Source organism: Streptomyces montanus, assembly GCF_005786655.1.
GTDB lineage: Bacteria > Actinomycetota > Actinomycetes > Streptomycetales > Streptomycetaceae > Streptomyces > Streptomyces sporangiiformans.
On record NZ_VBZC01000021.1, the window covers coordinates 67,294 to 89,792 of the forward strand.

21 protein-coding genes and 5 pseudogenes are annotated in these 22,499 nt (G+C 69.3%); 17 read left to right on the forward strand and 9 right to left on the reverse strand.

Features of this window, described 5'->3' with window-relative positions; genetic code table 11:
* Positions 1-580: 580 nt before the first annotated feature.
* The 6 genes from FE633_RS20385 (at position 581) to FE633_RS20410 (ending at position 7,372) form a co-directional block, all read left to right on the forward strand.
* Positions 581-1,492 (forward strand): aminoglycoside phosphotransferase family protein, encoded by a 912-nt coding sequence (locus FE633_RS20385; RefSeq protein ID WP_138046598.1) that lies wholly within the window; start codon positions 581-583, stop codon positions 1,490-1,492.
* On the forward strand, positions 1,489-1,953 hold the full coding sequence (locus FE633_RS20390) for an NUDIX domain-containing protein (RefSeq protein ID WP_246113734.1): 465 nt from the start codon (positions 1,489-1,491) through the stop codon (positions 1,951-1,953). Before FE633_RS20385 ends, FE633_RS20390 begins: the two co-directional genes overlap by 4 nt.
* Positions 1,950-3,335, forward strand: coding sequence for an MFS transporter (locus FE633_RS20395; RefSeq protein WP_138046599.1), 1,386 nt, complete (start codon positions 1,950-1,952; stop codon positions 3,333-3,335). The genes FE633_RS20390 and FE633_RS20395 overlap by 4 nt, the downstream gene beginning before the upstream one ends.
* The gene (locus tag FE633_RS20400; protein ID WP_138046600.1) at positions 3,332-5,272 is read left to right on the forward strand and encodes an ATP-binding cassette domain-containing protein; all 1,941 of its coding nucleotides are present in this window, start codon (positions 3,332-3,334) and stop codon (positions 5,270-5,272) included. Before FE633_RS20395 ends, FE633_RS20400 begins: the two co-directional genes overlap by 4 nt.
* Positions 5,269-5,844 (forward strand): class I SAM-dependent methyltransferase, encoded by a 576-nt coding sequence (locus FE633_RS20405; protein WP_138046601.1) that lies wholly within the window; start codon positions 5,269-5,271, stop codon positions 5,842-5,844. The genes FE633_RS20400 and FE633_RS20405 overlap by 4 nt, the downstream gene beginning before the upstream one ends.
* 397 nt (positions 5,845-6,241) lie before the next feature.
* A complete protein-coding gene (locus FE633_RS20410) occupies positions 6,242-7,372 on the forward strand; it encodes an FAD-dependent oxidoreductase (RefSeq protein ID WP_138046602.1) in 1,131 nt (376 codons plus the stop codon).
* 227 nt (positions 7,373-7,599) lie between these two features.
* On the opposite strand, the pseudogene FE633_RS48495 reads toward FE633_RS20410, so the two are convergent.
* Positions 7,600-7,705: pseudogene (locus tag FE633_RS48495) on the reverse strand (PhzF family phenazine biosynthesis protein); the annotation flags it as partial.
* On the reverse strand, positions 7,686-8,522 hold the full coding sequence (locus FE633_RS20420; protein WP_138046603.1) for a hypothetical protein: 837 nt from the start codon (positions 8,520-8,522) through the stop codon (positions 7,686-7,688). The pseudogene FE633_RS48495 and the gene FE633_RS20420, both read right to left, overlap by 20 nt.
* Positions 8,523-9,667: 1,145 nt before the next feature.
* Between FE633_RS20420 and FE633_RS20430 the strand changes: the two genes are divergently transcribed.
* Together FE633_RS20430 and FE633_RS20435 are read left to right on the forward strand one after the other, a co-directional pair.
* Complete coding sequence (locus tag FE633_RS20430) at positions 9,668-10,273, forward strand: SigE family RNA polymerase sigma factor (protein WP_138046605.1); 606 nt, start codon at positions 9,668-9,670, stop codon at positions 10,271-10,273.
* Entirely contained in the window at positions 10,266-10,961 is a 696-nt protein-coding gene (locus tag FE633_RS20435) for a hypothetical protein (RefSeq protein ID WP_138046606.1), read from the forward strand. The genes FE633_RS20430 and FE633_RS20435 overlap by 8 nt, the downstream gene beginning before the upstream one ends.
* A gap of 326 nt (positions 10,962-11,287) precedes the next feature.
* Here FE633_RS20435 and FE633_RS20440 read toward each other — a convergent pair whose 3' ends face one another.
* The 4 genes from FE633_RS20440 to FE633_RS20455 form a co-directional block, all read right to left on the reverse strand.
* Positions 11,288-11,470 carry a hypothetical protein gene (locus tag FE633_RS20440; RefSeq protein ID WP_212747246.1) on the reverse strand — a complete coding sequence of 61 codons (183 nt, stop codon included), beginning with the start codon at positions 11,468-11,470 and terminating at the stop codon, positions 11,288-11,290.
* Positions 11,471-11,688: 218 nt separating this feature from the next.
* On the reverse strand, positions 11,689-12,123 hold the full coding sequence (locus tag FE633_RS20445) for a peptidoglycan-binding domain-containing protein (RefSeq protein ID WP_138046607.1): 435 nt from the start codon (positions 12,121-12,123) through the stop codon (positions 11,689-11,691).
* Between the two features lie 143 nt (positions 12,124-12,266).
* On the reverse strand, positions 12,267-12,773 hold the full coding sequence (locus FE633_RS20450) for a peptidoglycan-binding domain-containing protein (protein WP_138046608.1): 507 nt from the start codon (positions 12,771-12,773) through the stop codon (positions 12,267-12,269).
* A 568-nt stretch (positions 12,774-13,341) separates the two neighbouring features.
* Complete coding sequence (locus FE633_RS20455; RefSeq protein ID WP_138046609.1) at positions 13,342-13,749, reverse strand: MerR family transcriptional regulator; 408 nt, start codon at positions 13,747-13,749, stop codon at positions 13,342-13,344.
* A 62-nt stretch (positions 13,750-13,811) separates the two neighbouring features.
* Between FE633_RS20455 and FE633_RS20460 the strand changes: the two genes are divergently transcribed.
* Entirely contained in the window at positions 13,812-14,621 is an 810-nt protein-coding gene (locus FE633_RS20460; protein ID WP_138046610.1) for an alpha/beta fold hydrolase, read from the forward strand.
* Entirely contained in the window at positions 14,618-15,832 is a 1,215-nt protein-coding gene (locus FE633_RS20465; protein WP_212747247.1) for an MFS transporter, read from the forward strand. The genes FE633_RS20460 and FE633_RS20465 overlap by 4 nt, the downstream gene beginning before the upstream one ends.
* Before the next feature lie 35 nt (positions 15,833-15,867).
* Here FE633_RS20465 and FE633_RS20470 read toward each other — a convergent pair.
* Positions 15,868-16,616, reverse strand: a pseudogene (locus FE633_RS20470) (IS5 family transposase); the annotation flags it as partial.
* Between the two features lie 332 nt (positions 16,617-16,948).
* Positions 16,949-17,857, reverse strand: coding sequence for a class I SAM-dependent methyltransferase (locus FE633_RS20480; protein ID WP_138046611.1), 909 nt, complete (start codon positions 17,855-17,857; stop codon positions 16,949-16,951).
* 20 nt (positions 17,858-17,877) lie between these two features.
* On the opposite strand from FE633_RS20480, the gene FE633_RS20485 reads away from it, so the two are divergent.
* From FE633_RS20485 to FE633_RS20510, 7 genes and pseudogenes are all read left to right on the forward strand, one after another.
* Positions 17,878-18,273, forward strand: a complete 396-nt coding sequence (locus tag FE633_RS20485) for a VOC family protein (protein WP_138046612.1) — start codon at positions 17,878-17,880, stop codon at positions 18,271-18,273.
* Positions 18,274-18,559: 286 nt separating this feature from the next.
* Positions 18,560-18,772, forward strand: a pseudogene (locus FE633_RS49775) (Ku protein); the annotation flags it as partial.
* 64 nt (positions 18,773-18,836) lie between these two features.
* Complete coding sequence (locus FE633_RS49780) at positions 18,837-19,082, forward strand: Ku protein (protein WP_425473198.1); 246 nt, start codon at positions 18,837-18,839, stop codon at positions 19,080-19,082.
* 298 nt (positions 19,083-19,380) lie between these two features.
* A pseudogene (locus tag FE633_RS49785) lies at positions 19,381-19,631 on the forward strand (lipase); the annotation flags it as partial.
* Between the two features lie 226 nt (positions 19,632-19,857).
* A complete protein-coding gene (locus tag FE633_RS20500) occupies positions 19,858-20,478 on the forward strand; it encodes a GtrA family protein (protein ID WP_425473197.1) in 621 nt (206 codons plus the stop codon).
* Positions 20,479-20,664: 186 nt separating this feature from the next.
* A complete protein-coding gene (locus FE633_RS20505) occupies positions 20,665-21,192 on the forward strand; it encodes a hypothetical protein (protein WP_138046614.1) in 528 nt (175 codons plus the stop codon).
* A 75-nt stretch (positions 21,193-21,267) separates the two neighbouring features.
* Entirely contained in the window at positions 21,268-22,104 is an 837-nt protein-coding gene (locus FE633_RS20510; protein WP_138046615.1) for a DUF4097 family beta strand repeat-containing protein, read from the forward strand.
* A 57-nt stretch (positions 22,105-22,161) separates the two neighbouring features.
* Here FE633_RS20510 and FE633_RS20515 read toward each other — a convergent pair.
* Positions 22,162-22,422: pseudogene (locus FE633_RS20515) on the reverse strand (sensor histidine kinase); the annotation flags it as partial.
* Between the last annotated feature and the right edge of the window lie 77 nt (positions 22,423-22,499).

Sequence of the window (22,499 nt, forward strand, 5' to 3'; positions counted from 1 at the left end):
CTGCCGTCTGCCACAGCAGCCCCATCGCCACGAGAAAAGCACCTCAGATCCGGAGGGCCGAGTTGACAGCCACCAAGGCAGGGACGAGTTCTTGGCACCTGCGTACTGCGCACCGCCACCGCTTCTTCGCTTACAAACCGCGCCGTGCGCCACCGGCTCCTGCCCGGCAGGCCGGCCGCTGCCTCGTTCACCGCGGACGACACGCTCGTGCTCACAGCCGGTGCACGTGCCGGACGCGAGCTCAGCCGCCCGCGGCAATCGCTCGATCAGGTGACGACCCCCTGTGCGAGTGATCGAACAGTGCATCACGGCCACATCACCCAGTCCCCACAAGGGTCACCCCCCGTGCTCGAACTTTTGACCGACGCTTCGCCTGCTGTTGCCCGTAACGGCCTGTCCAGCAGCCGAGTTGTTGTGTCACCTATGCCGCTCACCCTTTCCAGGAGGAACTCATGAATCCCGTCCCCGCCCTCGCCCCCGTGCCTCCTGCGCTCGAACAGCGGGTCCACCTCGTGCACGGTGTTGACGCCGCCCGTACGTTCGCCGCGGATCCGGCACGTCCGGAACCGAGGTGGGGGGCATGAGCGTCGCAAAAAAGCCGATTCCGCCCGTCCTCCTGGAGTGGGCCCAGAGCGTCGTCGGACCGGTGCACCTGGTCCGAGACGTCTCCCACGGCCGCGTGAACTCCCGTGTGTGGCAGCTGACGTGCGCCACGGGGATTGTCTTCGCGAAGCTGGCGCCGAGCCCGATGTCGTTCGGCCGCGACACCCGCGCCCTGCGGGAAGTGGTCCCGGGCCTGGAGCCGGGCACCGCGCCCCTTCTGCTGGCGGCCGACCCCCTCCAGCAGGCCCTGCTGCTCTCCCCGGTGTCCGGCCGCACGGTGAAGTCGCTCTCCCTCACCCACGCGGAGCAGCGCATGCTGCACCGGCAGGCCGGCAGCTGGCTGCGGCGCTTCCACGGCGGTGCCGGCGAGGTGTCGGCCCAGGACCATGCGGATGCCGCCGCCGAGGTCGCCCGCGCCGCTGCCGGCGGCGAGAAGCACCTGGACCGGGCCGGGAACCTGATCGGCCCAAAGGACCGGTGGACCGTACGGTGGCATGCCGCCGCGCTCGGCCGGCTCGGGCCGCTGCCCGCGGGATACGTCCACGGCGATTTCCAGGAACGCAACTGGCTGCTCGACACCGGCCCCGCGGCCCGGGTGTTCGGGGCGGTGGATCTGGAGCGCGCCCGGCCGCACGCTGCCGTCGCCGACCTCGTCCTTCTCGCTTGCGGATCCTGGGTCGGCCGCCCCGACCTTCAGGAGGCGTTCTTCGAGGGGTACGGCCGCGCGCTCAGCGCCGAGGAGCAGTGGGCGCTGCGCTGTCTGTCCGTGCTGGACGCGGCGAGCGCCATCTCGTGGGGCGTGCCCAACGGCGATGGCGAGATCGGCGATGCCGAGATCGTCGAACGCGGGCGGGCCACGCTGGCCCGGCTGGAGGTGCAGGCCGCGTGAGCGATCAGCACTTGAGCCCGGCGAACGTCATGGTGCTGCTTCAGCGTGGCGACGGGCGGATCCTGGCAGTACGGCACAACGACAAGTCCAAGACGTCTGCGAACCAGGTAACCGTGATCGGCGGAAAGCTGGAGGAGGACGAGTTCCTCGACGAGGGCGCGCTGCGCGAGCTGCACGAGGAGACCGGTGTCCGTGTCGCTGCCTCGGACCTGGAGATCTGTCAGACGGTGCATTACCGGGGTCCCGACGGCGTGCGGGTGATCGGGGCGGTGTTCACCGCGCAGCGGTGGCAGGGCGAGCCGCGCAACGCCGAAACGGACAAGCACGAGGCCATCTTGTGGATCGATCCCGGTAATCCGCCCACGGACTGCCACCCCTACACCCGGAAGGTCTTGGCCAACTTCATGGCGGGGCACCTGCACGGGAACATCACCGTGGCGGCGAGCGGGGACGGGACATGACAGCCTCTCCTGAACCCGCCCCGCGCCCGCCTCTCGCCTCCGCTCCCCCGCAGGGTGGAGCCCAGGCCCTGTGGCGCCACCGCCCCTACATGACTTATGTGGCGGGCGAGGCGACCAGCGTGGCCGGATCGTCGGTGAGCAGCGTGGCCGTGCCATATCTGGCCGTGGTCGAGCTGAGCGCCTCCACCGCTGAGGTGTCCGCGCTCGTGTTCCTGACGCAGCTGCCCAGCCTGCTGTTCGCCTTGCACGCCGGGGCGCTGGCCGACCGGTATCCTAAGCGGCCGCTCATGATCGGCGGGGACCTGGTCTGCGTGTGCGTCCTGCTCACTCTGCCGCTCGCGGCCGCGTTCGACTGGCTCACCTTCCAGCAGTTGATGGGGGTCGCCTTCGTCCAGTCCACCGCTGGGGTCGTGCACGATGCCGCCGCCATCGCCTACCTCCCCACCCTGTTGGACCGATCCTTGTTGCAGCGCGGCAACAGCCGGATCGGCGGCCTGTTCTCCGTCTCCGCCACGGCCGGCAGCAGCCTCGGCGCGGTGCTGGTCTCCGTCCTGGGCGCGGCCCGCGCCCTCATCGCGGACGCCCTCTCCTACGCCGTCAGCGCCTTGTGCACGACTCATATCCGCATCACCGAGCCCCCGCCACCGTCCCGGGCCCCAAGTGCGCGGCTGCGTACGGAGATCGCGGAGGGCGTGCGGTACGTCTTCGCCGACACGACCCTGCGCACCCTGACCCTCACGAACTCGACCATGAGCTTCGCCCTGGGTGTGCTGAACACCGTGTGGGCGCTGTACCTGCTGCGTGAACTCCTCTTCACCGCCACGGCCTTCGGCCTCGTCATGGGGGCCGCCGCCCTGGGCAGCTGCGTCGGCGCGCTGTTCGCCCCGCGCATGACCCGGTGGTTCGGGCCCGGTCCGATGATGCTCACCGCGCTCATCCTGACCCCGATCGCCCAGCTCCCGCTGCTTCTCGCCTCGGCGGGGCGCTCCTGGCAGATCGCGATCGGCGCCGCGCTCGCCGTCCAGCTCCTGTGCGCGGCGGCGGCCGGCACCACCCAGCGGTCCATCCGGCAGATGATCACCACGCCCCGTCTGCAGGGACGCATGCAGGCGGTCAGCACCTGGCTCACAGGAGGCTCCCGCCCATTCGCCGCACCCCTCGCCGGAGTCATCGGCACCCTGCACGGGGTACGCAGCGCCCTGATCGCCGGCACCGTTCTCCTTCTCGTTCCGGTCTTGGTCCTCGCCCTTTCTCCGGTGCGCTCCCTTCGTGCCCTCCCGGTGACGGCACCCGATCCCAGCGGAGACGCCCCTGCGCCGGCAGATGTCCCGGCCCCCGCCAACGAACGCGCCCCACTGAAGAAGGAAGGAGACAGGCCATGACGGAGACCGCCGACCGACTGCATGACGAGAGCGGCGAGGCCGACGACGTGGCGGCGGCGCCCGCCGCCGAAGAAGAGCTGGCGTTCGACCACCCCGGCGGGGACAGCCTGGAGCTGGCCGACTTGCTGACCGGACGCACCATGGCCCGACGGCTTCCCTCACTGATCCGCAGAACCTTCTCCCTGGCCTGGCAGGTCGACCGCACGGCCGTCGGCGTCCTTCTGGCCTGCCAGATCGTCTCCGGGATCTCGGGGGCGCTCGGTCTGTTCGCCACCACGGAGGCGCTCTCCGTGCTCATCGAGACGGCCCACGACACGAGCCGGCTGCCGGCGGCGATCCCGGCCGTGGCACTGCTGGCCGGGACGGCCGGACTGCGGGCCCTGCTCGGCATCGCCATCCAGGCCCTGTCCAACCGGCTCTCCCCGCGCATCTGCCGCGAGGCGGAGTACAAGATGCTCGAAGCGGCCACCAACTCGGAACAGGCCGCCTACGACCACCCCGGCTTCAACGACCGGTACGACGCCGCCGAGCGGGGCGTCGACGTCAGCCGGGACATGATCGGCCAGTCGCAGAACTACATCTCCTCCCTCGCCACCCTGATCGCGGCCGCCGTGGTCCTCGCCAGCCTCTACCCCCTGCTCCTGCCCCTGCTGCTCATGGCAGCGGTACCGCAGGCGATCGCCGCCATCCGCGGTGAGCGCGTCACCTACCTGGCGGTGGTCGCCACCCACAAGGACCGGCGCGTGATGACCATGCTGCGCTGGCACCTGATCGCCAAGGACCAGTCCGACCAGGTCCGCACCGACACCCTGGCCCCCTACCTGCTCAGCAGGTACAAGGCCAGCGCGGAGCGGGTTGAAGCCACCAGCGACACCGCCGCCTGGGACCGGGCCAAGATCGCCGTCGTCGGTGCCGCCGCCACGGGGTTGGCGTCCTCGGCGGTATGGGGTGCGGTGTTCCTGCTGCTGGGAACCGGCCGGATCTCGGCGGCAGCGGCCGGCACCGCCGTGTTCGCGCTGCGCTCCGCGGCCACCGGACTCCAGGGGCTCGTCGGCTACGGCCGGGACCTGTTGCGCACCGGGCTCTACCTCGACGACTGGGAGCGGTTCGTCACGGAGGCCGCCGGGCAGCGCCTGGACCGCGGCATCATCACACCCCAACGGCCGCGGCACATCGCCCTGCGGAAGGTCTCCTTCCGATATCCGGAGGCGGACGAGGACACCCTCCACGAGGTCGACTTCGAGGTCCGTCAAGGCGAGATCGTGGCCGTCGTCGGGGAGAACGGCTCGGGTAAGTCGACTCTGATGAAACTGCTGTCCGGGCTCAATCTGGCCAGTAGTGGCGTCGTCACCTGGGACGGTGTCAGCGTCGCCGACCTCGACCCGCACGCGATGTGGCGGCAGACGTCCGTGGTGCCGCAGGACTTCGCCCGCTGGCCCATGACTGCGCGCGAGAACATCACCTTGGGCCAGCCGTGCGCCGAGGGCGACGTGGCCGTGAAGCGCGCGGCACGGGCCAGCGGAGCCGATGACGTGATCAGGACTCTCCGGTCGGGGCTGGGCACGTTGCTGGCCCGGGAGTGGTGGGGCGGCGTGGCGCTGTCTCCGGGGCAGTGGCAGCGGATCGCGGTGGCCCGACCGGCGCACCGTGACGCGGGTCTGCTCGTCATGGACGAGCCCACCTCCGATCTCGACGCGCGGGCCGAGCACCGGATTTTCACCGGACTGCGCGGCATGGCCGGGGAGCGGGCAGTCGTCCTGGTCACCCACAACCTCGCCAACACCTCCGTCGCTGACCGCATCGTGGTCATGGACAAAGGCCGCGTGGTGCAGGAGGGCGCCTTCCACGAGCTGGTCAACCAGCCCGGATTGATGCAGGAACTGTGGCGCCTGCAGCAGGACCGAGCCGCCTACCGCGCCGAAGGGAATGACGCGTGATCGCCTCCCCCGTCGCCTACTGGGAGCCGTTGTGGGCGTCCGGCCGCAGCTACCTGCGGATCACCGACACCGAGACCCAACTCCTCGCCGAACACCTCGGTCCCGGCCACGGACGGCCGGCGCTCGACCTAGGGTGCGGCGATGGTGCCCTTGCCCGCCATCTGCACAACCATCTCGGCTACCGGACCACCGGCATCGACTGCGCACCCAGCGCCATCGCCCTCGCCACAGCCACCGGCCCGGCCATAGCCGATCACCCCCATTGCCAGGTCATGGACTTCGTCACCGACGACCTGAGCGAGCTGCCCGATCCGGCGTACGCGGTCATCACCTGCCGGCTCGTATTCCGGTTCATCACCGACAAGGGCGCCTTCCTTGACCGGGTCCGTCAACTCCTCGTCCCCGGCGGGACGTTCTGGGTGGTCACCGAGCTCACCGCCCGACGGGCCGACGACGATCAGCTCAAGAGCCTGGGCATCACCGCGCCCGAAGTCGAACTCCTCACCTCGCGCTGGTCCACCGTGACCGTCGCAGACCTCGGCCGGCTGGCCTGCTTCGCCCTGCGCCCGTAACCCCACTTCGATCGGAGAAGACCCCTTTGAGCAGCGAGCATGCTGGTAGATCCGGCTGTCAGAACTTGTGGAATGGGCCGACCGTCGTTCTCCTGAGTGTCAGCCCGCCACGGTGGTCACCGTCGAGCTCTGGATGGCGGTGGTGCGGACCACCGCCACCGTTCGAGCCGCCTTCGGCCAACTCGGGGCCTGAGGAACATCCGCGTCAGATCGTGCGCTAAGCCTCCTCCTGGCTGATCGGCGCTTTGCCCCGGGCTGATCGGGCGGCAGAGCCGCGGTGTCGGTCGTCTGTCGGGGGCTGTCGGTCCGATGTCGGCGGCTCGTCGGCGAGGCCTGGCACCTTTCCGGAGACGGCCGACCGGAGCTCACCGGGCGGCCCGGTCCCGAAGGAGTCACCATGCACACGCCCGTCACGATCATCGGCGCCGGACTCGGCGGACTCACGCTGGCCCGCGTCCTGCACGTCCACGGCATCCCGGTCACGGTCTACGAGGCCGAGTCCTCCCCGTCGGCGCGAACGCAGGGCGGAATGCTCGACATCCACGACTACAACGGGCAGCTCGCCCTCGAGGCGGCCGGCCTGATGGACGAGTTCCGCGCCATCGTTCTGGAGGGCCGCCAGGCGATGCGGGTCCTCGACCGGGACGGGACCGTCCTGTTCGAGGAAGGCGACGACGGCACGGGCGGACGCCCCGAGGCGCAGCGCGGCGAGCTGCGACAGATCCTGCTCGACTCGCTCCCGGCCGGCACCGTCCGGTGGGGGCACAAGGTCAGCAGCACCCGCGCCCTCGGCGAGGGTCGCCACGAGGTGATGTTCGCCGACGGCGGCACCGTCGTCACCAGTCTGCTGGTCGGCGCGGACGGCGCGTGGTCACGGGTCCGGCCGCTGCTCTCCCCCGCCACACCCGAGTACGTCGGCACGTCGTTCGTCGAGACCTACCTGTTCGACGCCGACACCCGGCACCCAGGCGCCGCGGAAGCGGTCGGCGGCGGGTCGCTGATCGCGCCCGCGCCGGGCAAGGAGATCTTCGCTCACCGGGAAAGCGGCGACACCCTTCACACCTACGTGGCGCTGTCCAGGCCGCAGGACTGGTTCGCCGCCATCGACTTCACCGATGCCGCCGCGGCCACCGCGCGGATCGCGCAAGAGTTCGACGGCTGGGCACCGGAACTCACCGCGCTGATCACCGACGGCGACACCGCGCCGACCCTGCGCCCCCACTATGCTCTGCCGACCGGGCACCGGTGGGACCGGGTGCCGGGGGTGACCCTGCTCGGCGACGCCGCCCACCTCGCGGCCCCGAACGGCGAAGGCGCCAACCTGGCCATGCTCGACGGCGCCGAACTCGGCAAGGCCCTCGCCGCGCACCCCGACGACATCGAGGCCGCGCTGAGTGAGTACGAGCAGGCCATGTTCCCCCGCAGCGCCGAGGCCGTCACTTTTGAAGGTATGGAGGTCCAGGGGATCGAATCCGAGAACAACACGGCCCAGGGCCTGATCGACATGTTCACCGAGAAGGGCCAGTGAGCCGCTAGGCGAGGGCACCACGGTGGCTGTCGCCTCTTGCTCAGGTGCCTCACCCACTCCATGACTTCCGTTCGTGGAACGGTCACGGTGACCGTTCCACGAACGCTTTCGTTAGTCGGTTCCGCCCACGACCCGCCCAGCACACGGCCCCGGTTCACCACGCAGACGGTAAATCACACACGTCCGAAGGCCGCTCCCCGCGGCGCGCCCGGTCCTCTCCCCCGGGTCCGGCAGTGTGGAGCCGTCCCGGACGATGCCAAGTGCGTTGCCGTACCCGCCCTTTGGCGCGCAGAAGACGCGCAGCACGATGTAGTCAGTCGTGGGGGCGTTCAAACACGGGTGTGGCGTCCGCGTCGTACGGCAGGGTGGAGATCACGTCGGCGTAGCCCCGGTTCAGCGCCTGCCGTTGGTCTGCGGTGTGCGGGCCCGCTGGGCGCGCGGCCAGTCGCGCCACCCGTTCCTCGTGCACCTCGGTGATCTTCTCGGCGGTCGCCCGCCAGTCGGCGTCGTCCGGTACGCGAACCAGTTCCACGCAGGCCGGTTGCATGCCCTCCACCAGCGCGGCCGCAGCCCGGTCATGGCCGTCGAGGAGCAGCCAACCGTCCAGGAAGGACACCCACCACAGCAGGACGGGGGCGAGGGTGCCCTCCCGAGCGTGCTTGCGGTACGCCTTCACGCGTGGGGCGTCCGGTGCCGGAAGCGGGCGCAGCGGCAGGACACCGTGCCAGCCGCCACCACAGAGCAGTTCGAGGGTGGCGTCCGGCCAGTCCCGGACGAGGTCGCAGTTCCAGATGCCCGGAGCGAAGGTGGTGCGCGGGGTCAGCATCCAGCGCCCGTGGTGCAGTGGGCCGTGGGCTGTCTCCTCCAGCCACCGCCCGTACCGGTGCGGCCAGTTGGTCCTGGACCGCATCGTCGCGGCGGATATGGGCGGCAGCGGTGAGCGGTGGCCTGGCAGCCGGCGCAGGTGGAGGTTGCGGCAGCAGCCGTCGCCCTCCGACCGGGCCTGGATCAGCGGCCGTTCGCCCTGTCTGAGGACCCACCCGCGGCCCTTCGCCCGCTCGAAGCGCAGCGGGGGCGGGCCTGGCCGGCCGTCGGGTACGGCCAGAACGAGCCCGTCCCCCGGCAGTTGTTCCCTCGTCGCCCTGGTCATGGGATCAGTGTGGGCACGAGGCGGCCCTCCTCGGCAAGGGATTACTCCGACGCCGTGCACCCAGCCGAACCTGCTGGTAGGAGACCTCGGCAGCGTGCTCCTCGACCAGGCGGTGGAAGATCCGCGTGACCGTGTGGCGCTATGTGCGCGGCGCGTCCAGGCCTCCCGCAGGATCTCGTCGACGACCGGCTTGTAGGGGCCAGTGTGGTCACCCGCTGTGGCGCTTCTTCCTCCGGATCGGGCCAGACCGATGTGACGGTCCTTCCTGACCGTCCGGCACGACGTGTTGTACGTCCGCTTCAGCTCCCGCAGCATCATGATCACGGGCGATTGTCTGCACAAGCCGCTGAGCGAGCCGACAGTCGCCGTAGCCCAGCAGGTGCAGGCGCGGTTCTTCCACGGACCGGGTTCCCGCGGCGACCGGCCCGTCGGCGCGGGGCGCCACGTGCGCCGTCTGCAGGGCCGGATGGGTTCCGTACGCCGCCCAGGCCGCTGCCCTGCTCGAACAGGAACGGGCCTGCGGCCACCCTGCTCCCACCCGATGCGTCCAGCACCGGGTGGGAGCCCGCCGCCTGGCCCGGACAACCGCTGGCCGCCCCCGCGGCCAGTACTGTCATCGCGGCGGTGGCCGTTGTGGCGACCGCGAAGCCGCCGGGTGCGCCGGATGCGTCAACTGCCCGGCCGGAGATGGCATGCAGCACCCGCCCGGCCGAACGACGAAGACGTACGAACAGCCGGGACCCGAGATCACCGCGGATCTCCCGCGGCGGGCCGTGTCCCCACGGTGCGAGCACGGACCGCACGACTGGCACGTCAGCTCACGGGCCCGCAACCGGCGTTCCACCCGGACGACATCCGTGTCGACGATGAGCACGTGGTACCTCCACCCGGCATCCCCACGGCAGGACGAATCTGTCCGTCAAGATCACCCGGTATGTCGAAGATGCCGCCGATGGAGCAGTCGTCTCACTGCAGTTCCCGCAGTCCGTAGCAGGCGTGGTCCGCCCCTGGGGAGCCCGACCTGTGCGGGGACCCACGGGTGCGGGGGCAGGCAGCGTGGCTGCAGCCGTGCAACCTGCCACGCTCCTCGGGCGTGACAAGGTGGTGAGGGCACGACCCCTCAAATCAGTGATGTGGAGGGGGCAATGCGCGATGCACGCGTCTTCGACGATTTCTACGCCGGCACTGTGCGTCGGCTGACCAGCCAGATGTACGCGATGACCGGCAGTCTCGTCGAGGCCGAGGACCTGGTGCAGGAGGCCTTCGCCCGGGCCTGGCAGAACTGGGAGAAGGTATCCGGCTACGCGGACCCGGAGGCCTGGGTGCGTTCGGTGGCTTGCCGTATCCGGGTGAGTGTCTGGCGGAAGGCGGGCAACCGGCTCACGGCCCACCGCCGCCACGGCATGCCCGACGAGGTGCCCGGTGTCAGTCCTGACTACGTGGCGATCGTCGCGGCGTTGCGGCGCATTCCCTACGAGCAACGGCGGGCGATCGTGCTGCATCACCTGGTCGGGTTGTCCGTCGAGGAGACTGCACGTGAAACCGAAGTCGCGCCGGGAACGGTCAAGGCCCGGCTGTCGCGCGGGCGCCACATGATGGCGCGCTATCTGTCCGACATCGCGAGCGACCGCCCGGGCGGTGCCGCCCGCTCACCCGGTTTGCGGCCGGCGGTCTCGGCACCCGGCATCGCTCCCGCTGTCGCGACCGATGTCCTCGGCTCCGCCGACCAGGAGGTGCACCACCATGACTGAGGACTTCGAGGCCATCCTCCAGGGAGGGTCTGAGGAGCTCGCCGCGCGCACCAGCGCCCTGCCCGCCGCCATGGTCCGGGAACGCGGCGACGAACTGCGGCGCCGTCACCGGATGGCCACTGCCGCACTGGCCGTCGCCCTGGTTGCCGCGGTGGGCGGCGGTGCCTTCGCCGTCACCGGCCATTCCCGCCAGGCCCCTCCGCCCGAGGCGGTCGTGAGCCCGACCACACCGGCCACGTTCACGGCCCCGCCGACCGTGACCCCGAAGCCCCCCAGCGCGGCGCCGGACGGCCCGGCGGCCACATCCCCGTCGTCGCCCCCTTCACCGCCGTGCCGTTCCCTGGTCGTGCCACAGGGGGTCAAGGACGCGGTGACCCTGGCGTACCGGCGATCGCAGCCGGGGCTGGTGCACATCGCCCCGGTCAAGGGCACCTTTTACTACGGCGAGTGCGACGGAGTCTTCTACGCGGGAACCTCCTTCACACCGACGGCCGACGCCACCGAAAACGAGCTCGTCCAGCTCCAGGACGAGGGAGGCGCGGAGAAGTACTTCACCAAAGCCAAAGGCAGCGCGTGGACCTTTGTGGCCGGTGACGGGCTCCCGCGCGATCCTGGGGGCTGCGCCGCCATCCGCGAGATCCCGGCACGGCTGGCCGCACTCTGGGGTGACTGCCTTGCCCGGCCCTGACCCCGCCGGACGGCGCCATGCCCGGCACTGGAGCTCCGCACCTGACCTACCACCCCGCCGCCAAGAAGACGGCGGCCCAGCGGAATCAGGCCCGCGCTGCCTCGCCTGCCGTGCCAGCGGTCTTACGCGGAACGGCCTGGCCGCGGACGGCGGCCGCATCAAACGCGGAAGGTCCTGCGCAACCCAGCCCGCGTTCCAGACTGAGAATGCGCCCGGGCGCCAGCGCAGACGAACCCGCGACATCGCCCGGATACGAGCGCCTGGTAGCCCGGCGAACCTGGCACGCTTATTCCGTCACCTCACGAACCACATTTCGTCGGATACCGCTAACGGGCGAGCGTGACGGTGATGGACTCGTTGGGGCAACGGCTGAGTGTCTCGGAGGGCGCGGCTTCCTCGCTCGGGTCAACGGCGAGCTGGTAGCGGGTCTTGTCGGCGCCCCAATCGGTGACGCACTGGCAGCGGTAGCCCGCGTGCGGCGGCACCGCGCGGAGAAGTTGACCGAGCAATGGCGCGCCGACCTCAACCAGTTGGAGATGCGCTGGTGGGGCAAACGGTTGGTGTTCAAGGTGCGTGGGGTGTCGGCAAGCCGGTGAGGTTCTGTTCTCGGATCATGCGGCGGAGGCCGGCGAGCTGCGGTGAGGATCTCAGCTACAGGATCGTGCGGCGAGGGCCCGGGCCGCCGACGCCCGGGCCCTCGTCAGTCGATGGTGCAGGGTGGTTCCGATCAGAAGTTTGCGCAGACGGCACCCCTGGGCCCCTTTATGAGCCAGTTGAAGACCGTCCGTGTCTTCGGGCCGTAGAGGCCGTCGATGGGTGAAACGCCCTTGGCCCGCTGGAGCTTGGCGACAGCTGCCTTGGTGTCAGGGCCGTAGATGCCGTCGATGGCGCCGGGGTCTGCCGTGCTGCAGCGCCACAGGGAGTTCTGGAGGGCCTTGACCGCAGAGCTGCTGTTGCCCGGGCCCAGCTGACAGTTCAGGGAGCCATTGGACGCCGCGGCCACGGGCCCCGAGAAGTCTTGATACGACTTCGTCACGGTCTTGGTGCAGATCGGGGTGGCGGCCTGGGCGTGCCCGGCCGTCACGGCGACTAAGCCGGATGCAAGAAGGACCGAGCCGCACCCGGCGACGGCCAAGCGTCGAACACCGGTGACAATGGACATGGACGTACCTCCGTGAGTGTCGTGATGCTTTCGATGAAGGCCGGACGATCCTCCTGGGAGCAGCCCGGCCGCGTTGGTCCGGTTCTGGGCGTACAGCTCAGCTACGGTGGGCGATCGCCGCGCACCGCTCGCCCCTGTTCCGATCAACCGCAGGCGGTGAACGTCGCCGCGTTGTAGTACAGGGTCCGCAGATCGTCGCCGCGGTACATGCTCCAGACGCCGCTGCTGGAGCGGACGAACATCACAGAGCGTCCCGTCGGCTCGAAATCCGCCGTCAGGCCCTGGTAGACGTACCGGTTGCCGCCGGCCTCATCCAGCTTCCGGGCGGCGTAGCTCAAGGTCTTCGGCCCGACGATGCCATCGGCCACCAGGCCGGCTGCGGCGTAGCGGTGCTGCCACCGCTTCGTGGTGTACTGCGTCTGCGCCCCGAAGACACAGTCGATGTCCGCGAGGGACATCGGCTCCCCGTCGGGCTTCAACGACTTGTCCGCCCACAGCACGGCCTGCCACATCGCGGCCACGTTGCTGCGGCTGTGGGAGCTCGTGGAGACGATGCCCTCGTCATCCCAGTCGTTCTTGTAGTACCCGCCGCCGGAGACGACCCCTTGGGCCTCACTGGCCTGTGCAGGAGAACCGGCCGAGCCAGTCATGACCACAGCAGTCACCGCGCACAGTCCGGCGATTACGTTACGCAGCCTCACGTCTTCCCCCCGTGTGTGAATGCAAGGGACCCCGACCTGATGGCAAAGCTCCCTCACTAACCGCCAGGCCTTGATGGGTCCGCCCCGTGTCGCTGTGAACGCTACGTCCGACATACAGAGACGACATCCAACCCAGGTTGGTAAACCGCTGCGTTACGCGCCTACAACTGGGGTGGTAGGGAACGTTTTGACCGCACCCACGACGACTCGTACACGCAACGACCATGGCGCGGGGGCGTTGCGGCGTGCCCCAAGCGGTTGTCATGGTGGGGGTGTTTGCGCAGGTGGTGGTGGGGTGCGTCCCAGACTGTCGTCATCTCGGCGGTGGGTGGCCGGTTGAACGGGTCGATGGGCGACTCGACGGTGGCGCCGAAGCGGCACATGATCTCGCAGGCGTAGCGCTGTTCCATGAACACGAATTAGAGGCCGCGCAGATAGGCGCGGTTGCAGACCCCTGTAGCACTGCAGGCGTACGAGTGGTTCACGGCCCCTGGGTCGGCCGGCTATTCCGAGCGGATCAAGCGGCTGCCGGGGAGGGTGTTACACCCCCGGTTGGCTGTTCGCTTGCGAAGGCTGACGGAGCTGCGTTGAGTACCGTGTCTAGCATGGCCCGTGATGCCTGAAGGGCCTCGATCTCCTGTGTAATCCGCTGCCGTTCGCCTTGGAGCTGGCGGACCAGGTCCGGACACATGGGGACCAGGTGGTCGCTGTCGTCGGCAACACAGGGCAGGACTTGAGCGATCACGGTGGTGGAGAGGCCGGCCGTCAGGAGGCTGCGGATACGGCGCACTGTCTCCACGTCTGCGTCGCTGTACTCCCGGTATCCGCTGGGAAGTCGGGTCGGGGCGAGCAGCCCCTGCTGTTCGTAGTAGCGCAGGAGTCGTTCGTGCACTCCAGTCCGCTGGACCATCTCCTTCATACGCATGGGGTGCTGCCTCTCCCGGCGACTTGACTCTGACACCGGTGTCGGAGTTTAGCGTCGTATCCATGAGTGCTGAACAGGCCGTTCTTGAACGGAATCTTGATGTGTACGTGCAGGGCAGCGGCCCTGCCCTGCTGCTGGCGCACGGTGCCGGCGGCGGTATCGAAGGCAACTTCGGGCTGGTGCTCGACGATCTGACGCGGGACCACACGCTGATCGGTCCGCACTACCCAGGAGCGGGCGGCACACCGGTCGCAACTGAACCGCTCGATCCCGACGAGCTCGCAGACGCCCTTGTCGCCTCCGCTGTGGCACGCGGGCACGAGACGTTCGCCATCCTCGGAGAGTCCCTGGGAACCGCCATCGCGGTGCGCTCCGCGACCCGCCATCCCGAACGGGTGACAGGACTGGTGCTCACGGCAGGGTTTCCCGTGGCCGATCCAGTCCTCGCACACGCCTCCCAACTGATCGCCCTTCTCGGCAAGGCGGGCGAGTGGGAGGAGGTGGCCCGGCTGGCTTTCCTGGCGTGCCTGTCCGAGAGCCAGTTGAACGGGCTGTCGCCGACCGACATGGAGGAGGCGGTGGCGCAGGTGGAGGCGTCGATGCCTCCCGGCATGCTCGACCACTTCGACCTTGTCTCCCGCGTGGACGTCCGCGGCGACCTCACCAGCGTGACGGCCCCCGCCCTCGTGTTCGCGCCGACGGGAGACCGTCTGGTGCTTCCGGAGAGTTCCCGTCGCCTCGCTGCGGGAATCCAGGGGGCCACGCTGATCGAACTGCCCGGAGCAGGGCACATCCTCGACGCGGACAACCGGGCGCTCTGGCTCGGCCACGTACGCCGTTTCCTCGCGTCTCTTGGCCCTATTTCCGCATGACCACTAAGGACGCGCAGGGCCAGGCCGTTGCGCCGCGTGTTCCCATGGGAAAGCACCGCGGCGGCCTGGCGGTCCTTGCCCTGGCCACCTTCATCGTGGTCACCACGGAGATGCTCCCTGTCGGGTTGCTGTCCGCGATCAGCACGAGTCTGGAGGTGTCCGAGTCCCAGACGGGGACGCTGCTCACGGCCTATGCCTTCACGGTGGCAATGACTGCGACAGCGTTGACTTCTTGGACCGCGAGCTGGCCGAGGAAGCGCCTCCTTCTCGCGGTCGTGGGGATCTTCGCCGTGGGTGCGGTCCTCTCCGGTGCGGCGACGAATTTTGCGCTGCTGGCTGTTGCCCGGCTCGTCTGCGGTGCCGCGCACGGCGTGTTCTGGTCCATCGTGGCCGGTTACGCCGCAGCCCTCGCCGTTCCGGAACGACCGGGCCGAGCAACGGCGGTCGTCTTCGCCGGAAACTCCGGAGCACTGGTTCTCGGCGTGCCCCTGACCGCTGCGCTGGGCGACACTGTGGGCTGGCGAGCAGCCTTCTGGCTGGTGGCCTTCGCCGCGCTGCTGGTTCTGACAGTGGCCATGAGGGTGCTTCCGCCGGTTCCAGGAAATCCACAACGAGCCGACCGAGGCCCTCATGCACTGTGCCTGCCTGGTCTCCTTCCGTTGGTGATGACCACGATGGTGCTCGTGCTTGGCCACTTCACGATGTACAGCTATGTCACCCCACTGCTCCACAGCATGGGGATACCGGACGGCGCCGGAGTGAGCGCGCTCCTTGCGACGTACGGCGTAACAGGGCTCGGCGGCACATGGCTTGCGGGTCTCTGGGTGGACCGCGCGCCGTCCGCCGCCATATTCGGAACTACTGGAGCGATGGCGCTGGCGATCGGCCTGTTGGCATTCGGAGCTTCGCTGACGCCCGTCACCGTGGCGGCTGTCGCCGTCTGGGGGATGGCCTTCGCAGCCGCACCAGTGTGCTTGCAGGCGACAGTTCTGCGCATCGCCGGCACAGCTCACGACACAGCCTCGTCCTGGTACGTCGCCGCCTTCAATCTGGGAATCGGTGGAGGTGCCCTGGCTGGTGGCGCTGCGCTTGCCATCGCGGGAGTTCGAGCGCTCGGCTGGGTGGCGCTCGCAGCGGTCTCCATAGCCGCGGCGATAGCGTGGCGCTCAAGCAGACACTGGTGCATGGAGGACCGGAACGTCGCGCCCTGACGTCGACCAGACATAAGTTGCGCCGACAGGGGTGCTCATGGGCGGCAGTTCGGGCGTTCGTCCCAGCGGTGTGTGGTCCATGCCCGCCGGATCAGGCTGCGGACGGTGATGATGGTGTCGGCCAGGTCGAAGAAGGCGTCGATGACGGTGGTGCGCCGCTCATAGCAGAGGGCGAGGCGGTGGAAGGCGTTCTGCCAGGCGTGGGTCCGTTGGACATGCCACCTCTGGCTTGCCTGGATCGGTGCCTTCTCACCCTTGTGAGCGATGCGGCCATGCAGACCTCGTTCCTCGAGCAGGGCGCGGGTCTTGTCCGAGTCGTAGCCGGCGTCCAGGTGCACGGTGATGTCGTCAGGCAGCGGTCCCAGGTCGTCCAGGCGGTCGAGGGTCGGGGCGAGCAGCGGGGAGTCGTGACGGTTCGCTCCAGCCAGCACGCGGCCCAGCGGGATGTCATAACCATCCGTCATGCCGGAACGCTTCAGGCCCTGTTTGCCGCGATCGACCGGTGATCGCCCTGCGACCTCTCCGCCGCCGGGGGCTTTGGTGATGGAACCGTCGACGGCGATCTGGTCGAGGACGAGGCCGACGATCCTGTCATAGGACTCCAGTGCGATCTGCTTGAGTCTCGCGAAGACGCCCAGCCGGATCCACTCGTCGCGACGGTTGCGATCGTGGTGGCCGAGCAGGTCGTGTCGGCGACCGCCTGGTAGGAGCAGCCGAAGCGCAGCATCTGCAACATCTTGTCGAAGACGATCCGGTCGCCGATGCGCGGCCGGTGGCAGCCCAGACTCATCGCGGCTCGCGGGATCCCCTGGGCCAAGGCGGTTCCTTCTGGGCATGGCCGTCCCGGCGTGCCCGGGCGACGTGCTGGTGAGTCCGGCAGATCGTGGAGTCGACGTTCACCGTCCACCCGATGCGACCGCGCGCGTTGGCTCGCGCCTGGAGCGGTCGTCGCTGCGGCCGACGACATAATGGCCAACCAGGAATCGTCACAGCCGCCCGACCACTAGGAATCGAAGCGTCACTGGCCATCTACCGGCCGAGGTCTGACCCGTTTCAAACCGGCTGACAAACGAGATCATCGGCCTCAGTCGCTCGGGCCCGGGTGTGGATCGATGCTCAGCCCTTCCGGGTGCCGTCGAGTTGGAAGTGCCAGATGACCACGATCGGGGAGTCGTCCAAGGCCGCGGCCGATGCTTCTGGGCACCAGTGCAACAGGTCCCAGGACACATGGGTCGGGAGTGGGTCCGGGGCGGTGTCGGGGTCGAGGGAATGGTGCGGGCGGCGGGGTTCCTCGCAGTGCCGGACCTGGAAGCCCAGTGGGAGGGCTGCGGCGAGGTAGGCGCTGAGCGGACGGTGGTATTCGGCGAGGAGGCACGGGCGGCCGTCCGGGCCGGGACGGCGGGCCAGGGTCGGCCGGAGGTAGGACACCAGCAGGTGGGCATCCGAGATCACGAGGTTTCCGCCAGGGCGCAGGACGCGCGCGAACTCGGCCAGCACGGGAGCCAGCTCGGGGACGTGTGTCAGGGCGAGCGCGCAGACGACGGTGTCGACCGCGTTGTCGGGAAGCGGCAGTCGGTGCAGGTCGGCCTCGTGGAAGTCGACATCTGGCAGGCGCTTGCGGGCCTGGGCGAGCATTTCCGGTGAGGAGTCGAAGCCGATCACGTGATGGCCGAGTTCATGCAGGTAGGTGGTGTGACGGCCGGTGCCGCAGGCCGCGTCCAGCGCCGTGCCGACGGGCAGGCCGTCCAGGATGCGTCGGAGAACGGGCTCCTCAATATCGATCATCTGGTTGCCAGGGGCGTCATAGTGCGGCGCCCAGGCTTGGTAGACGTCGGCCGCGCTGATCGTGCCCGGACTCGCCGTGACCCCCTCGGCATGCGCGAGGGCGGGCGTGTCCAGCAAGGCGCGGATCTCGGCGATCCGGGCCTCGACGAACGCTTGGTCGGCGCTTCCCTCCCTCACGCCGCGCAGCAGAGCGGCACCCTCGATGCCCAGCAGATATCCCAGGGGGCTCAGATAGGTCACGCCACGGACGGTACGGACACATGCTCCGACGGCTCCACCGGTTTTCCGGCGCTTCGGGCAGCCGTCATCGGTGGACCAGAACACCTGCGACCACAGACGAATCAGACCAGATCGACTGCGACGGGGACCAGATTGCTGTTATTTCTTGGACACCGGACGGCCACGGCCGACTTGAGCTGACGAAGTTCCACACGCCGAAGGCGATCAGCGCCGAGCCGGCAAACGCGCCGACGAACACGCTGGGCATTCGTCGCATCATGTTCGCCGTCGACGACATCGAGGACGTCCTCGCCCGCCTGCAAACCCATGGTGCCCAACTCGTTGGCGAGGTGGAGCAGTTCGAGGACAGCTATCGCCTCTGTTACGTTCGCGGCCCCGAGGGCATCCTCGTCGGACTGGCCGAGCAGCTCAGCTGAAGGCTGCCGGAGGGGCCATGCACCCAAAGAATCATCCGGGCACCCGCGCCCGGGAGGTGCGTCGGCCCGCCGGTCGCGTACGCACCCGCGAGCCCACCACCACCCCTGACGACCAGGTACCCCGTGCCGCTCAACCTTCGACGGCACGAACCCATTGATCGTCAGGGTTCGGTGGCAACAATCAAGGTTCGGTGGCACGGGACACCATCCGAGCGGAGAGCTTCGACGTACTGCACCGGGTAGCAACATGGACGCACCCACGCAGGCCGTGAGGACAGTCTGGATCATGTTCGGCCTGGTCAGCCTGCCGGTGCAGTTGTTCCCGGCAACGCGAAGGCACGGGGTGGATCTGCATGAGGTGCACGCCACGGACGGCTCCCGCACACGCCACCGGCGCGTCTGCCAAGCCGAGCACCGAGAAGTAGAAAACCGCGAGATCGCGAAAGGACACGAGACCCCGGACAGGCCCACCGTGGTCCTAAGGGAAGAAGATCTCGAGGCCCTACCACTCACTGCCCAGCAAGCACATCATCGACGTCCTCGGCATTCTCCCCCTCGACGGCCTGGACCCGCTCCTTTTCTCCCGTGCCTACTACGCCACCCCGCACGGGCCAGCCGGGCAGCGGCCGTACGCGCTGCTGGTGGCCGCGCCGGCCCGAGCCGAGCACGCAGCCGTGGCCAAGGTGACGCTGCACACCAAAGAGCGCCCGTCCGCGCTGTGGACGAACCGCGACACGCTGGTCGTCCAGACACTCCTGTGCCCCGAAGAAATCCGCGACCCGGCAACCTCGGATCCACCACGCCAGTGACCGGGCAGGAACCGGAGCCCGCCTCCCCGTTCATGACCCAGCCGCCCGGCATCGGCGTCGCCGCACCGCACCACGACTACGCCGCGGCACCGCAGCGCAGCAACTGGTAGCGGCGAAAGAGCCCGGAGGCCAGCTCATACCGCCTGCCAAGCCGGAGCCGGCGGTCGACTTGACGGCCGCACCGGCCTCCACCGCGCCGAGCAGCGGCTGGAACAACTACGCGTGCAAACCGTCGGCCCCCCTCTTCAACGGGCTCGGCCCGATCGCCAAGTCGGCCGAGCAGCTGCGCGACCGCGACGGCCGCGACACCGCGCCCGGCGTGCACTACACGGTCATCGCGACCAAGTACGACCAGGTCGTCACTCCCCACCGCTCCCAGTTCCTGGACGGCCCCGACGTCCACAACGTCCTCATCCGGGACAAGTGCACGGCCAACCGTCCGAGCATGTGGCGATAGGCCTCGTCGACCGCGCCGCCTTCCAGGAGGTCACCAACGCGCTCGACTCGGCGCTTGCCACGCCCACCACGTGCACGTCGGTCATCGGCTGACCGGCGCCATCATCGAACCAATCGACACCCTGGCGATAACCCTTCGACCTGCAGTTTCACATGTCATGGCCCGATCCTGGCGCCGACAACGGAGCCAATGGCGCCATATACGCCTTGCAATGGCGCCACCCATTGCGCCATGATGGCGACACGGGCGATGAGCCCTCGGTCCCGACTGGGCCGAGGGTTCGCGTATCGCAGAGTCAGCCACCGGAGGGGCCGGATCATGGAGTCAGCACAGCGCCAGACGCAGGCAGCACCCGGCGCCTTCACTGCCTTCGCACGGTTCGTGCTCTGCGGTGGCGGCGTCGGTGTCGCCTCCAGCTTCGCGGTGGTGGCGCTCGCCGCCTGCATGCCGTGGGCTCTGGCGAACGCCCTGATCACGGTTGCCTCGACACTCCTCGCCACCGAGCTGCACGCCCGCTTCACCTTCGGCGCAGGCAGGCGCGGGACCTGGCGCCAGCATGTGCAGTCGGCGGGGTCTGCGGCGGCCGCGTACGGCGTGACCTGCGTGGCGATGTTCGTCCTGCATCAGCTGGTGGCGGCGCCGGGGGCGCTGCTCGAGCAGGCCGTCTACCTGTCGGCCTCCGCGCTTGCCGGTGCCGCACGGTTCGTAGTGCTGCGGCTCGTCGTCTTCGCGGGCGGCCGCAAGAAGACCGCGACCCCGGCCACCGCTCCCGTCCGTGCCCGCGTCCCGGCTCAGGCCTCCCGCGCTCGTCACGCCGCTCGCCCCGCTCCGATCGCCGTGGCCCTGACCTCCGGCCCGACCGGCCCTTCGGCGGTCCGGTTCCACAGCATCGGCCTGAGCGAGAACAACGCGGCGCCCGCTCTGTGCACCGCCGCCTGACCGGCACTCGCCGGAGCGCCACACAGCATGGGTCGATCAAGGAGGATTACCGGTTTGCTTGCACCCCAACCCACAGCACACCAGGAGGTTCCCCTGTGACCGCGACCACCGCCCCCCTGCCCACCCCTGCACCATAATGGCGCCACGCGGCTTGTAATGGCGCCATAATGGTGCCACCATTGCACTATGGACCTCACTCCCTACGTTGACAACCTCCGGCACGAACTCGCTGTCGCCGCCGAAGCCGGTGGAGACGAAGCCCTTGCCCTGGCCGAGCGGCTCACCGCCCAGCTCGAGTCGGCCGCCCGGCTCACCCTGCTGAACGCCCTGTCCGACGCGATGGACGAGGTCACCCGCGACCTGGCCCCAGGCTCGGTCGATGTACGACTGCGTGGGCTCAACCCCGAGTTCGTGGTCACGGCGCCACCCATCCCGGACACCTTCGGCGAGGGCGATGCCCCGGCGTCGCCGCCGGCGCCCACGCCGCCGACCCCGGTGGACGTCGAGGACGGCGCCACCTCGCGCATCAACTTCCGCCCGCCCGCCCAGCTCAAGGTCCGGGTCGAGGAGGCCGCGAGCCGCGAAGGGCTCTCGGTCAACGCCTGGCTGGTCCGGGCCGTCGCCGCCGCCCTGGACCCCATGGCGGACCGCGGCAAGAGCGGCTCGAGCCGGGTGCACGCGGCCGGGCAGGGAATCACCGGCTGGGTGCGCTAGCCCACCCCACGCCACTCACGTACTCCAACCAAGCAACCAGCAACCAGCACACAACAGCCAAAGGACGGTTCAGCCATGCCTACTTTCGACACCCCCGAGCCCCTCTCCGCCACCCTTGAAGTCGAGATCGGGCGGGCCCGGATCATCGCGGGCAAGCGCACCGACACCGTGGTGGAGGTGACGCCGAGCGACCCCGGCAACAAGCAGGACGTACAGGCCGCCGAGGACACCCAGGTCACCTGCACGGGCGGGAAGCTCGTGATCAAGGGCCCCAAGAAACGCTCGCTCTTCGGCAAGGTCGGCGCGGTCGATGTGACCGTCGAACTGCCCACGGGCTCGGACCTGACCGGCAGCACGGGCCTTGGCGAGTTGATCGGCGAGGGGCGGTTCGGGAACTGCCACCTGACGACGGCTGCCGGTGATATCCAGCTGGAAGAGGCCGCGGCCGTACGGCTGAAGACCTCGCACGGGGACATCCTCGTGGACCGCGCGACGGGCGAGGTCGAGATCCGCGGGTCGGGCCGGGTGCGGGTCGGCCGGGTCGACGGCACGGCCACCATCAAGAACCTCAACGGCGAGACCACGATCGGGGACATCCGCGGGGAGCTGAAGGTGAGCTCGTCCAGCGGGCCCATCAGCGTCCTGCACGCGGACTCCTCCGTCACGGCCAAGTCCGCGAACGGCGCCATTCGGCTCGCCGAGGTGGTGCGTGGGCGGATCACCCTGGACACCTCGGCCGGGGGGCTGGAGATCGGGATCGCCGAGGGGTCTGCGGCCTGGCTGGATGTGCGGTCCGCCGCGGGGCGTGTACGCAATGAGCTGGGGGCGGCGGAGGGACCCCAGGCATCCGAGGAGACAGTCGAGGTCCGGGGCCGCACCAGCGTCGGCGACATCGTGATCCGCCGGGCCTGAGCCGCTCACCGGCCCGAGAGGACCCGAGCGCTCACCGTTCGAACAGGCCCGAGCCGCTCACCGCTCCCAAAGGGCCTGCCCCGCCCGCGGCGCGGGCACCACGGTGAGGCCGCCCCCAGGTGTGTCCTCCGCGCTCAGCGTCCCGCCCATCGACTCCGTGAAGCCGGAGGCCACCGCGAGACGGAGGCCGGCATCTGCCCCGCGTGGGGCGTCGCCGCAACGCTGGAAGGGCTCGAAGATGCGGTCCTTGGCATCGTCGGGGACGCCGGGGCCACGGTCGACGGGCACGGCCTCGACGCGCTCGCCTTCGGTAGGCGCATCGGTGCCCCGGCAGGAGAAGTACAGGCATCGTCCCACCGCAAGGCCCCAACTGCCGTCAAAGCTCAGCGACATCG

Coding starts and splice junctions, on each gene's coding strand:
- FE633_RS20500 (WP_425473197.1), top strand. CDS start 19,858: ATGGAGTCAGCACAGCGCCAGACGCAGGCAGCACCCGGCGCCTTCACT.
- FE633_RS20410 (WP_138046602.1), top strand. CDS start 6,242: ATGCACACGCCCGTCACGATCATCGGCGCCGGACTCGGCGGACTCACG.
- FE633_RS20450 (WP_138046608.1), bottom strand. CDS start 12,773: ATGACTGGCTCGGCCGGTTCTCCTGCACAGGCCAGTGAGGCCCAAGGG.
- FE633_RS20430 (WP_138046605.1), top strand. CDS start 9,668: ATGCGCGATGCACGCGTCTTCGACGATTTCTACGCCGGCACTGTGCGT.
- FE633_RS20460 (WP_138046610.1), top strand. CDS start 13,812: ATGAGTGCTGAACAGGCCGTTCTTGAACGGAATCTTGATGTGTACGTG.
- FE633_RS20465 (WP_212747247.1), top strand. CDS start 14,618: ATGACCACTAAGGACGCGCAGGGCCAGGCCGTTGCGCCGCGTGTTCCC.
- FE633_RS20505 (WP_138046614.1), top strand. CDS start 20,665: ATGGACCTCACTCCCTACGTTGACAACCTCCGGCACGAACTCGCTGTC.
- FE633_RS20445 (WP_138046607.1), bottom strand. CDS start 12,123: ATGTCCATTGTCACCGGTGTTCGACGCTTGGCCGTCGCCGGGTGCGGC.
- FE633_RS20485 (WP_138046612.1), top strand. CDS start 17,878: ATGCTCCGACGGCTCCACCGGTTTTCCGGCGCTTCGGGCAGCCGTCAT.
- FE633_RS20435 (WP_138046606.1), top strand. CDS start 10,266: ATGACTGAGGACTTCGAGGCCATCCTCCAGGGAGGGTCTGAGGAGCTC.
- FE633_RS20385 (WP_138046598.1), top strand. CDS start 581: ATGAGCGTCGCAAAAAAGCCGATTCCGCCCGTCCTCCTGGAGTGGGCC.
- FE633_RS20455 (WP_138046609.1), bottom strand. CDS start 13,749: ATGCGTATGAAGGAGATGGTCCAGCGGACTGGAGTGCACGAACGACTC.
- FE633_RS20510 (WP_138046615.1), top strand. CDS start 21,268: ATGCCTACTTTCGACACCCCCGAGCCCCTCTCCGCCACCCTTGAAGTC.
- FE633_RS20400 (WP_138046600.1), top strand. CDS start 3,332: ATGACGGAGACCGCCGACCGACTGCATGACGAGAGCGGCGAGGCCGAC.
- FE633_RS20395 (WP_138046599.1), top strand. CDS start 1,950: ATGACAGCCTCTCCTGAACCCGCCCCGCGCCCGCCTCTCGCCTCCGCT.
- FE633_RS20420 (WP_138046603.1), bottom strand. CDS start 8,522: ATGACCAGGGCGACGAGGGAACAACTGCCGGGGGACGGGCTCGTTCTG.